The organism is Micrococcus sp. (assembly GCF_034179925.1).
Classification (GTDB): domain Bacteria; phylum Actinomycetota; class Actinomycetes; order Actinomycetales; family Micrococcaceae; genus Micrococcus.
Map to the genome: position 1 here is coordinate 1 of NZ_JAXFPG010000038.1, position 11,759 is coordinate 11,759.

8 protein-coding genes are annotated in these 11,759 nt (G+C 74.0%); 2 read left to right on the plus strand and 6 right to left on the minus strand.

Going from position 1 to position 11,759, the window contains the following annotated elements:
* Window positions 1-25 precede the first annotated feature (25 nt).
* From SPI96_RS07610 to SPI96_RS07630, 5 genes are all read right to left on the minus strand, one after another.
* Window positions 26-1,204, minus strand: a complete 1,179-nt coding sequence (locus SPI96_RS07610) for a sn-glycerol-3-phosphate ABC transporter ATP-binding protein UgpC (RefSeq protein WP_321081768.1) — start codon at window positions 1,202-1,204, stop codon at window positions 26-28.
* A 36-nt stretch (window positions 1,205-1,240) separates the two neighbouring features.
* On the minus strand, window positions 1,241-2,044 hold the full coding sequence (locus SPI96_RS07615; protein ID WP_414601930.1) for a carbohydrate ABC transporter permease: 804 nt from the start codon (window positions 2,042-2,044) through the stop codon (window positions 1,241-1,243).
* 149 nt (window positions 2,045-2,193) lie between these two features.
* Window positions 2,194-3,135 carry a sugar ABC transporter permease gene (locus SPI96_RS07620; RefSeq protein ID WP_321081769.1) on the minus strand — a complete coding sequence of 314 codons (942 nt, stop codon included), beginning with the start codon at window positions 3,133-3,135 and terminating at the stop codon, window positions 2,194-2,196.
* Window positions 3,132-4,424: an extracellular solute-binding protein gene (locus tag SPI96_RS07625; RefSeq protein ID WP_321081792.1), complete on the minus strand. Its 1,293-nt coding sequence runs from the start codon at window positions 4,422-4,424 to the stop codon at window positions 3,132-3,134. The genes SPI96_RS07620 and SPI96_RS07625 overlap by 4 nt, the downstream gene beginning before the upstream one ends.
* Before the next feature lie 75 nt (window positions 4,425-4,499).
* On the minus strand, window positions 4,500-7,217 hold the full coding sequence (locus SPI96_RS07630; protein ID WP_321081770.1) for an ATP-dependent helicase C-terminal domain-containing protein: 2,718 nt from the start codon (window positions 7,215-7,217) through the stop codon (window positions 4,500-4,502).
* 88 nt (window positions 7,218-7,305) lie between these two features.
* Here SPI96_RS07630 and SPI96_RS07635 point away from each other — a divergent pair, with 88 nt between their 5' ends.
* Window positions 7,306-9,132, plus strand: a complete 1,827-nt coding sequence (locus SPI96_RS07635; protein ID WP_321081771.1) for a glutaminase — start codon at window positions 7,306-7,308, stop codon at window positions 9,130-9,132.
* Between the two features lie 62 nt (window positions 9,133-9,194).
* Here SPI96_RS07635 and SPI96_RS07640 read toward each other — a convergent pair whose 3' ends face one another.
* Window positions 9,195-10,778, minus strand: coding sequence for a TIGR01777 family oxidoreductase (locus tag SPI96_RS07640; protein ID WP_321081772.1), 1,584 nt, complete (start codon window positions 10,776-10,778; stop codon window positions 9,195-9,197).
* Between the two features lie 150 nt (window positions 10,779-10,928).
* Between SPI96_RS07640 and SPI96_RS07645 the strand changes: the two genes are divergently transcribed.
* Window positions 10,929-11,525, plus strand: coding sequence for a methylated-DNA--[protein]-cysteine S-methyltransferase (locus tag SPI96_RS07645; RefSeq protein WP_321081773.1), 597 nt, complete (start codon window positions 10,929-10,931; stop codon window positions 11,523-11,525).
* The last annotated feature ends 234 nt before the right edge of the window (window positions 11,526-11,759 follow it).

Consider the following 11,759-nt stretch of genomic DNA (forward strand, 5'->3'; position numbering starts at 1 on the left):
CTAAAGTGGCTGGCGGTTTTTCTTGCTACTGAACAGTTGCGGCGCTGTTGATGCGCTTTCCGGTAGTCACACTGAAGCAGTGCACGTGGTTGGGGTCCACGGTGGCCACGACCCGGCTGCCCTTGGCAGGCGCTGTCCGCGGCTTAGCTCGCATGACCAGTTCGTTGCCGGTGGGCGAGGCGGCCTCCTCCGTCGTCGCCCCCGAGCTGAGCTCGCTGCCGCCCGGGATCTGGCCGTAAAGGTAGGAGTCCGCGCCCAGCTCCTCGACCAGCTCCAGATCGAACGGGATAGAGGCGCTGCCGGAGGCCTGTCCTTCGCCCTCCGCGACCAACTGCAGAGCCTCGGGGCGCACGCCCAGGATGACCTGCTTCTCGCCGGCATCGGCTAGGGCCTGGACGGCATCGTCAGGTAGCTGGATCCAGGCCTCGCCGGAGGACGCGCGGCCTTGGTCGTCGACGGTGAACCGGCCCAGGTTCATGGCCGGAGAGCCGATAAACCCGGCCACGAAGGTGGTCTGCGGGGCTTCGTAGAGCTCACGCGGGGTGCCGACCTGCTCAAGCACGCCGCCGTTGAGGACGGCGATGCGATCGCCCATGGTCAGCGCCTCGGTCTGATCGTGGGTCACGTACACCGAGGTGGTGCCCAGACGGCGCTGCAGCTGGGAGATCTCCGCGCGCATCTGACCGCGCAGCTTGGCGTCCAGGTTGGACAGCGGCTCGTCGAACAGGAACGCGTCCGCCTCGCGCACGATCGCACGGCCCATGGCCACACGCTGGCGCTGACCGCCGGAGAGATTGCCCGGCTTGCGGTCCAGGTGGTCGGTCAGCTCGAGCACACGGGCGGCCTCACGCACCTTGCGGTCCACCTCGTCCTCGGACAGGCCCTCGCCCTTGGCCAGGCGCAGCGGGAACGCGATGTTCTCGTACACCGACAGGTGCGGGTACAGGGCGTAGTTCTGGAACACCATGGCGAGGTTGCGGTCCTTGGGGGCCACCTCGTTCACACGGCGGCCGCCGATCAGCAGCTCACCGTCGGTGATGTCCTCGAGGCCCACGATCATGCGCAGCAGCGTGGACTTGCCGGAGCCGGAGGGCCCCACGAGGATCACGAACTCGCCGTCCTCGATCTCGAGGGAGACGTCCTTGATCGCGTGGAAGCCGTCGTCGTAGGTCTTGTCGATGTTGTTCAGGGTGATGGAGGCCATCGGGGGATCCTTTCAGAAGGTCGCGGGGTGTGGGCCTCAGCCCTTCACGGCGCCGTTGGTCAGGCCGGCCACGATCTGGCGCTGGAACAGCAGCACCAGCACGACGATCGGGACGGTCACGATGATCGCAGCTGCGGAGATCGCCCCCGTGGGCGATTCGAACTGCGACGCGCCGGTGAAGAACGCGAGCGCGGCCGGCACGGTGCGGGCACGCTCGGTGGAGGTCAACGAGATGCCGAACACGAAGTCGTTCCACGCGATGAAGAAGGCGATGATCGCCGTCGTGAACACCCCGGGGGCGGCCAGCGGGACGATCACCTTGCGGAACGCCTGCAGCGGGGTGGCTCCATCCACCTGGGCGGCCTGGTCCAGCTCCCACGGGATCTGGCGGAAGAACGCCGCCAGCGTCCAGATGGAGATGGGCAGGGTCAGCGAGAGGTAGGGGATCACCAGGCCGAGCCAGGTGTCGTACAGGCCCAGGGTGCGCCACATGTTGAACAGCGGGGTGACCAGGGAGATCACCGGGAACATGGACACCATGAGCGAGACGGTCAGCACGGCCCGCTTGCCCGGGAAGTCCAGGCGGGCGATCGCGTAGGCGCATAGGGTGGCCAGGACCACCGCGATGAGCGTGGCGATCACGGTGACGCCGATCGAGTTGCGCAGCGCCGTGAGGAAGAGCTCACGGGACCCGCCCACGAAGATCTCCTCATAGTTCACCGTGGACCACTGCGTGGGCAGCAGGCGCCCGTTGGACAGATCCGCGGGCGTCTTGAAGGACGTCGCGAAGATCGAGAACACGGGGAACAGGCACCACAGGCCGATCAGGACGGTCAGCAGCCACCACCAGACGGCGGTGGAGCCTCGCCGGCGAGGACGCGGGGACACGTCCCGGGGGTCGGCGCGCCGGACCTGCTCGGTGTGGCGGGCGTCCGGGGCGGTGCCGGCGTCGGTGCGGCCGGGCTCGCTCGGGGCGGGGACGGCGGTGCTCACTTGGAACCTCCTCGGTCGGCCAGGTCCACCTTGAAGAACTTCACCGCGACGAACGCCATGAGCGCCACACACAGGAAGAGGATCACGGAGATCGCCGAACCCATGCCGATCTCCAGACGCCCGATGGACGTCCGGTAGGCCAGCAGGGACAGGACCTCGGTGTTGTAGGCACCGTTGGTCATGATGAAGACGGCGTCGAAGATGCGGAACGCGTCCATGGCACGGAACAGGACGGCCACCATGATCGAAGCCTTCATGTTCGGCAGCACCACCAGGCGCATGCGCTGCCACCACGAGGCGCCGTCGACGGCGGCGGCCTCCGTGAGGTCGCCCGGCACCTGGGCCAGACCGGCCAGCAGGAGCAGGGAGATGAACGGGGTGGTCTTCCAGATCTCGGAGAGCATGATCACGGACAGGGCGGTGGAGCCCTGGGCGAACCAGTTCAGGTCCGGGCCGATGCCCGGCACCCACTCGAACCAGGTGTTGATGAAGCCCGAGTCGATCGAGAACATGTAGAACCACGCGAAGGCCGAGACCACCGTGATGATGCCGTAGGGCACCAGGATCATGGTGCGCACGAGCCCGCGGGTGGAGCGGATGGCATGGTGCATGGCCAGGGCCAGCAGGAAGCCGAGCACGAGCTCGACCAGCACGGTGACCACGGTGATCAGCACCGTGACCCCCAGGTCCTGCCAGAACACGGGGTCCGTGAGGATCACCCCGTAGTTGGCCAACCCCACGAACTGACGGTCCGCGGGGGCGGTGAGACGGTAGCTGAACAGGGAGTCCCAGACCGCCTGGACGATCGGGTACAGCACCACGAACAGCATGACGAAGAACGCGGGCCCGGCCAGCAGCCAGCCCAGGCGGGCCTCGCCGCGGGCACGGGCGGACCTGGGCGCGCGGCGGCGCGGCGCCGTGGAGGCGGGGTGGCTCACAGCAGACGCTCCCCTCGGAGGACGTCCTGGATGAAGGTGTCGGCGGCGGCCGGAGTGGTGGCCGGATCGACGTCGGACGGGGGCGCATAGCGCTGCTGCACGGCCGTGGACACCTCGTTGTAGTAGGGGGTCTGCGGGCGCGGGGCCGCCATCTCCAGCGACTGGCGGATGGTGTCCGCCATGGGGAACTTCTCCGTGACCGACGGGTCCTCATAGGAGGCAGGGTTCGCCGGCGGGTTGCCGTTCTCCACGAAGTACTGGGTCTGGTGCTCGGCGGAGGTGATGCACTGCACGGCCTCCCAGGCGAGATCCGGGTGCTCGGACTGCGCACCCACCCCCAGGTTGATGCCGCCCAGCGGCGGGGCCGCCTCGTGGTCGGCGGTGGTGCGCGGGTAGACCGTCCAGCCGATGTCCTCCGGCAGGGAGGCCGGCAGCGCCCCCGCAGCCACGGAGGCCTGGGTGGCCGGCCACACGAAGGGCCAGTTCACCATGAAGGAGCCCGTGGACCCCTGGAACAGGAGCATGGACTCGTTCTCGGCCTGGGTGGGCAGGCCCGGGGAGCCCAGCCCCTCCCGGCCGATAGTCGAGATGATCTCGGCGGCCTTGCGGCCGGCCTCGGAGTCGAGCCTGGTGCGGACCTGCTCGGCCGGGACGGCCGGGTCCTCGATGATGTGCTCACCGCCGCCCTCCACGAGGGCGTTGAGCCACACCATCATGGACTCGGCCCGGGCCCCCTGGACGCCGAGCTGGGTGTCCGTGGCGCGGGCGGCCTCAATGAGCTGGTCCCAGGTGACGGGCCGGGTCATGTCCAGCCCGGCCCTCTCGGCCACCGACTTGCGGTACCAGAGCAGCTGGGTGTTCGCCCAGAAGGGCACCGTGACCATGGTGTCCTTCCACGTGGCGCCGGCGAGCGCGCCCTCAAGGGTGTTCTCGCGGGCGCCGGCCTGCACGTGCTCCGGCACGGGGGCCAGGAAACCGGGCTCGGCGAGCTCGGGGATGAAGGGCGGGTCGAGGGACATGATGTCCATCGAGGTGTCGCCTGCGGCCAGGCGCCGGGTCAGCTGCTCGCGCTGCGAGGCGGCGTCGTTGGGCAGCATGGAGGTGGCGATGGTGTAGCGACCGCCGGCGGCGTCGGTGCACTGCTGGGCGATCTTCGCCTGGCCGCCGTCGTCCGGGTTGGTGTACCAGGTCAGGGTGGGGGTGTCCTCCGCGGGGGCGCATCCTGCCAGGAGCAGCGCAGCGGCGACCACCGAGGCCGCCGTCGCCCTCCGCGTCGGACGAGACCGCATGTGACTGCTCACGGTGGGGACCTCATTCGATGCGTGTTGATGTGGGCCACACGATACGCCCACGCGCGGGGGTGGTCAGACCAGGCCGGCACCGGGGGTCGCACGGCCACGCAGCGCCCGGGCGGTCAGGGCGGTCGGGGCGGCGGCGGCAGGGTCCTCGGGCCAGGGGTGCTTGGGGTAGCGGCCCCGGTTCTCCGCCCTCACCTGCGAGTAGGGGCCGGCCCAGAACGAGGGCAGGTCCGCGGTGACCGCCAGCGGACGCCCCGCCGGGGAGAGAAGGTGCAGCAGCACGGGCACGCGCCCGTCGGCCACGGTGGGGGTGGCGGCGGCACCGAGGAACTCCTGCAGCTTGGCCGCGACCACCGGCTGGCCGTCCTCGTCCGTGGCCGGATAGTCCACGACGACGGCCCGGCCACTGGGCACGGGCAGCCGTTCCGGGGCGAGCTCCTCCAGGCGCCCGGCCTCCGGCCAGGGCAGGGTGCCGCGCAGCAGACCGGTCAGGTCCGCCGAGCGCGCGGCGCGGCCCGCGGCCAGGTGGGCGGCCAGCCCGGCCACGAGGGGTTCGAGCCCGGGCAGTGCCGGCCCGGACAGGTCCGGCCAGGGCTGGCCGAGCACACGGTGCAGCAGGTGAACCCGCCGGCGCAGGCGCTCGCCGGGGCCGGGGCGGCCGGCGTCGTCAGCCTCGAAGCGGGCCAGGGCGTGGGAGGCGAGGACGTCGCGGACGGCCTGTGCGGCGGTGTCGAGGTCCACCTCGGCGGGCGTGGAGGACAGCTCCACGGCCCCCAGCAGGCGGCGGCGTCGGGCCGTGAGCCGCTCACCGCGCCAGGCAGCCTCGGTCCGCTCCTGCACCAGGGCCGCCCCAGCGGCCAGGGCGGTCCGCTCCCCCACGGGCGCGGCCGCGCGCACCACCGCCCCGGTGCCCTCAGCGCCCCCGGGCACCCGGTCCGCCTCGGCCACCGCCAGCCACGGCCCCGCCGCCCGCAGGCCCGTACCCGTTCGCAGACCCGTGCCTGCCGGCAGGCCCGCCCGGGTCCCGGAGGCCAGCAGCACGACGTCGGCGCCCTCCACCGCCCGCGCGATCCGCTCCGGCGCGGCGAGGGCCACCACGGCCCCCACCGGGTGATCCCGGGCGTCGGCCGGCACGGGAGGCACCAGTGCAGGAGACACCTGACCGGGGGCGTGCCGGCGGGCCAGGCGCCGGAGCCGGTCCGCCTCCCGGCGCCAGCGCACGGCCTCCGGGTGTCGGCCCGCGCGCAGCTGCCGCAGCAGGGCCTCGAGGTCCGCCTCCGGGGCGCGCAGGCCCGCCGCGAGCGCGGCGACCGTCTCCGCCGCGGGCTCCTCCCCCACCCAGGCGGCCCCGAGAAGCAGGGCATGGGCGAGCGCAGGATCCACGGGCACCCGGGCCAGCACCGCGCCATGGGCACTCACCCGGCCGGCCCCGTCCACAGCACCCAGGGCCTGCAGACGCCGCTCAGCCTCCACCAGGGCCCCAGCGGGCGGGTCCTCGGGCAGCACGAGCGCCTCCCCCCGCGGGGCACCCCACACCGCGAACGCGAGCGCCACCGGGCTCAGGTCCGCCACCGCGAGCGCCGGGGTGGGCGCGGCCGGCGCCGTCCCCAGGGCCGCCGGTGTGTGGCAGCGCACCACCGTGCCCGGGCCCAGGCGTGCGGCACGGCCGGCCCGCTGCCCGGCCGCAGCCTGCGAGGCCTGCACCGTGACCAGCCCCGTCATGCCCCGGCCACGGTCCCGGCGTGGTTCCCGGGCCAGGCCCGAGTCCACCACCAGGCGCACCCCGGGGACCGTCAGGGAGGACTCGGCGACCGCCGTCGTCACCACCATGCGCGGCCGCCCCGGGTCCGTGCGCCCGGCCAGGGCGGCATCCTGCTCGGCGGGCTCCTGACGGCCGTGCAGGGTGAGGACCTCCGTACCCGGGGCGAGAGCCGCCACCCGCCCGGCTACCGCCTCGACCTCCGCGACCCCGGGCAGGAACACGAGCGCGTCCACGGACCGGTCCTCGGCGAGCGCCGCGGCGTGGGCGCGCACGGCGGTGCCGGCCACATGCTCCAGGAAGTCCCGGTCCACCCGGCCGGCCGGGGTCAGGCGGGGAGCGGCGAAGGGGGCGTGTTCCACGGCGAGCGGGTGCTGCACCGCGGGGGTGCGCACCACCGGCACCCGCTCCGACCCCTCCCCCATGCCGCGGGCCCACCGGGCGGCGAGGGCGTCGGCGTCCACGGTGGCGGACATCGCCGTCAGCGTCAGCTCCGGACGCAGCTGCCGCAGGTCCGCGAGCAGGGCGAAGAGCACGTCGGTGTCGAGGTCGCGCTCGTGGACCTCATCCAGCACGACGGCGCCCACACCCTCCAGCGCGGGATCGGCCAGGAGCCGACGCACCAGCAAGCCCGGGGTCACGAACTCCACCGCCGAGCGCCCGGCACCCACCATGTCCCCGCGCACCGCATACCCGGCCACCGCATCCGCTTCGTCACCATCGAGCCCGGCCGCCGTGAGCGCCCCGTGCAGGCGCCGCCAGGCCGCCCGCACCGCCACACGCCGGGGCTGGGTGACGACCACCCGACCCCCGCCCGAGGACGCAGACAGTGCCAGGGCGGGCGGGACCGCCGTCGTCTTGCCGGTGCCCGGCGGGGCGTGCAGCACTGCCGCCCCGGAGCGTTCGAGCGCGGCCAGCAGCTCCGGCAGCACGGGGGCCACCGCCAGGGGTCCGGACAGGCGCGCGGAAGCCGCCACGAGCGCGGCGCGCAGGGTCGGATCGGAGAGGGCATCAGAGGAGGGCATCGGCACCATTCTCGCCCGCTTCTGGCCTGTGCGACCTCCCCGGGCGGGCCGCCTGTCCGTGCCCCCGCCCACTGGCTAGGCTGAGCCCATGAAGTCGCCTGTGCAGGACCACCTCGACCGCCTCACCGCCGCCCCCGACGACGGCGCCGGCGCACTGGGCCTGGCCGTCACCACGGTCGGCGGCGACCGCTACACCTCCGGGCCCCTGGCCACGGTGCCGCTGGCCTCCCTGGCCGCACCCGTGGCGCACGCGCTCGCGGTGGAGGACCTCGGCGTCGACAAGGTGGCCGAGACGATCGCCATGACCCCCGTGGAGGACCGGCCGGACCGCGTGGTGCTGGAGGAGGGCACCGGCCGCGCGCTCAACCCCCTGCTGAACGCGGGCACCGTGGCGGCGGCCGCGCTCGTGAAGGGCCGTGGCGGACGGGACCGGGCCGGGCGCCTGCTGCAGCTGCTCGCCGCCCTGGTGGGCCGGGACGTGCAGCCCACGGAGGCGGCCGCCCGCACCGAGAACCGGGCCCAGCACCACACCCGGTCCGCGGCCTGGCTGATGCGCTCGGCCGGCGTGCTGGACGCGGACCCCGAGCCCCTGCTCGAGGACATCGCCGTGCTGCGCGCAGCCCCCGTGACCGCAGCGGACCTGGCCCTGCTGGCCGGCACCCTGGCCGCCCACGGCGTGCACCCGGTGACCGGCGAGCGTGTGCTCCAGGAGGAGACCGTGCGGGCCGTGCTCTCCGTGATGGACTCCTGCGGCATGGACACCCGGGACCCCCGGTGGGCGTTCGACGTCGGCCAGCCCGGGTGGGCGTCCGCGCGCGGAGGCACCGTGATGGTGGTGGTGCCCGGACACATGGGCCTGGCCGTGCAGTCCGCGCAGCTCGACGAACGCGACCTCTCCGCCGCGGGCATGCAGGCGCTGCGCTCGCTGGTGCGGGACTTCGAACTGCACCCCTCCCAGGCCGCCGGCTCCCCCCGGGCCGCGCTGCGCAGCCACTACCGGGTGGACCAGGCCCCCTCCGGGGCCGCCCGCAGCGCCGCCGTGCTGGACGCCCTCGTGCGGCACGGGGACTGCGTGCACGTGCTGGAGCTGGGCGGGCACATCGGCTTCAGCCAGGTGGACGCCCTCGCCCACGTGTCCCGGAACCTGCCCGAGGCCCTGGAGACGCTGATCGTGGACATCCGCTCGGTGGGGACGGTCTCCCACGCCGCGCGCCGGCTCGTGGCCGGCTGGTTCGCCTACGCCCTCGCCCAGGGCCTGGACGTGGTGCTCGTGGACCGCGACCAGGACGCCGTGGACGCGCTCATGCAGGAGGCCGGTGCGGCTCTCCCGGACCCGCGCCCCGTGGACGGCCTCGAACCCACCCCCACCGCTGAGGGCCCGGTCTTCGCCTTCTTCGTCTCCCGCTCCCAGGCCATCCAGTGGTCCGAGCAGCGTCTGCTGGCCCGCCACGCCCCCGAGCTGCTGCCGCGCTCCGAGGAGGAGGCCGCCGTCGCCCCCCTGCTCCAGCACCTCTCCGAGGAGGACGCCCGCCTGCTGGAGTCCATGATGGACGAACGCGTCTTCACCGACGGGCAGATCATCCGCCGGGCCGGGCAGCCCTTCGGCGGCATCTACGTGATCACCTCCGGAGTCGTGGAGCTCACCGGCCAGGGCACCGGCGGGCGCCGGGTGCGCCGCACCGTGCTCAGCCCGGGCATGACCTTCGGCGAGATGGCCCTCGGCCAGCCCGGCCGGCAGCCCTCCACCGTGCGCGCCCGCGGCCGTGTGACCACCCGTGTGCTCACCGCGCAGGTCATGTACGCCCTGCAGGAGGGCTTCCCCCAGCTGGCCCTGAAGCTCTGGGAGGCTCTCGCCCGGGACGCCTACACCGCCCTCGGCCAGCTCATCCGCGAGACCGGGGCCCTGCAGGACTGACCGGCGGGGCGAGGCGACCGGGACTGGCCGCCGGGAGGGTCTCCGGAAAGGCACGCCCCTGGTCAGCGGCCGAGCACGTGCCGCAGCGCATCCTCCAGATCCGGCTGACGGAACCGGTACCCGGTGCCGACGATCCGGTCCGCCACCACCTTCTGGTCCGCCTCCACGGTCTGTGCTGCCCCCTCAGCGCCCAGCAGCAGCCGAGGCCCGGCTCCGGGCACCGGCACCCGCGCCGGCCGGCGCACCACCTGCCCGAGGGTCCGCGCGAACTCGCGGGCGGTCACCGGCTCCGGTGCCACCGCGTTGTACACCCCCTGCACGGACTCCTCCAGCACGGCGTGGGCGAGGATCCCGGCGATGTCGTCCTCCGCGATCCAGCTCAGCCACGGGCTGCCGTCGTGGCTCTGCCCCCCGGAGGTGGCCACCGGGCCGCCCACACCGCTGAGGAACAGCGGCAGCACCTGCTGCAGCATGCCCCCCGCCGGGGAGAGCACCACCCCCGTGCGGACCCGCACCACCCGGACGCCGAGCCCCTCAGCACGACGGGCCTCAGCCTCCCAGTCCTCCACCACCTGCGCCAGGAAGTCGTCCCCCGCGGGCAGCTCCTCCACCAGTCCAGAACCGAACGGGCCAGTGCCCGCCCGCGCCCCGTACCAGCCGATCGCCGAGCCGTTCACGAGTGCCGGGCGGGCGGCGTCGTCGAGGGCGGCGATCGCGTCCACCAGCGTGCGCGTGCCCTGCACGCGCGAGGCGTGCACCGCCTCCTTGTGGGCCTCGGTGAAGCGCCCGGCGATCGGTTCCCCCGCCAAGTTCACCACGACGTCGGCCGCCTCCAGAGCGCGGCGGTCCACCCGGCCCCGCAGCGGGTCCCACAGGGCCGCATCCGGGGCGGAGGCCGCCTGGCCGTCCCGGACCAGGCGCACCACCCGGTGCCCGCCGGAGGAGAGCAGGTCCACCAGGGCCCGACCGATCAGCCCGCTCGCCCCCGTCACCAGCACCGTGCGCGCCGGGCCGCCGGTCAGCGGCCCCGGATGGGCGGCGTGGAAGTCGAGGTCCTCGGCCAGCACCCGGGAACGGTGGGCGAACTGGCGGGCCAGCTCCGCCTCGAACAGGGCATGCGCCCGCTCCGCGGCGCGAGGCCCCACAGCAGGAACCCGCTCCAGCAGGCGGCCGCCGGGCAGGGCGTACTCCACCCGGTCCGTCATCACGGTGCCGGGCCCGCCCTCGGCCGTGTCCGCCTCCCCCGGTGCGGCATCCTCGAACAGGTGCGTGTGCGTCCACGAGGACAGCGGACCGGAGACCATCTCATCCCGGAACATCCGCCCCGGCTCGTGGGCCGTGTGACGGGCCGTCCACGGCACCCGGGGCGCAGCCGCGGCGGGGAGCAGGCGGGTCACGGAGGCCGGGAGCGTGTGCCGGAGCGCCCCGTCCGCGGCACCGGCAAACAATCCCCACGCCCCCGGGGCGGCGATGCGCAGACGGGACTCGGACCCCACCTGCAGGCCGTTCGAGGGGCCGGAGACCACTTCTCCGGCGAAGGCCGGGGTCAGGCGCCGCAGCGCCCCGGGCCGGCCCATCCAGTCCAGGACGATCTCACGCCGATGGCGCAGCAGGGTGCGATGCTCGAACACGCGCAGGTCACTCATGGGCCTCACTGTGGCACACCCCCCGGGGACGGTGAAGGCGGGGCGCGCGTGGCACCGCTTCCGGCCGGGCTGCCCGGCCTGCCGGCGCCCTGCAGGGCCGACCGGCGGGGCACAATGGGCGGGACCGCCGCCGCCAGCCCCGAGGAAGCCATGCCCCAGACCGCCGCATACCTGCCCGAGCTGCGCTGGACCGCCGTCGCCCTGCCCGGCACCGACCTGATGCTCACGGCCGTGTATTCCCCCGAGGACGACGCCGTGCGCGCCTCCGGGGTGGCCGTGCCCGAGCAGGGCGAGCCCACGGCGGCCGCTGTGGGGCGCCTGCTGCTGACCCTCATGGATCGCCTGACCGCCCTGGACCCGGCCACGGCCGACCGGGAGATGAATCCCCGGCCCGTGGAGTCTCGCCCCGGGGCGCACTCCCCCGTGCCCGACGCGTTCGCCGCCTACGCCGGCGGCGACCTGCGCGCGCTGGACCGGCTCACCGTGGCCCAGCCCGGCACCGCGTTCCGGCAGGCGGCGTGGCGGGCCTTGCGGGGCGTCGCCCCCGGGGCGCCGGTGACCTACACCGAGCTGGCCGCCCGTGCGGGCTCGCCCGCGGCGGTGCGTGCGGCCGGTGGCGCGTGCGCGGCGAACCTGGCGGCCGTCGTCGTACCGTGCCACCGGGTGGTGCCCGCCGGGGGCGGGGTGGGGCGGTACCTGTACGGGCCGGAGGCGAAGGCGGCGTTGCTCGCCCACGAGGCCCGCTGAGCGCTCCCGTTCGAGAAACGGGAACTCTCCAGGGCGCTCCCGTGGACGAAACGGGAGGTGCGGGGAGCCTTCCCGTTCGAGAGACAGGAGGCACCTCCCGCCCACAACGACGCCGGCACCCACCTCACGCACGACGGCGCCCCGGGTGCGGCTCCATTCATGAACCGCGCCCCGGGGCACCGTCGTCGTCACCTCCCGTTTCTCACACCGGAAGGACGCTCAGGCCTCCCGTTT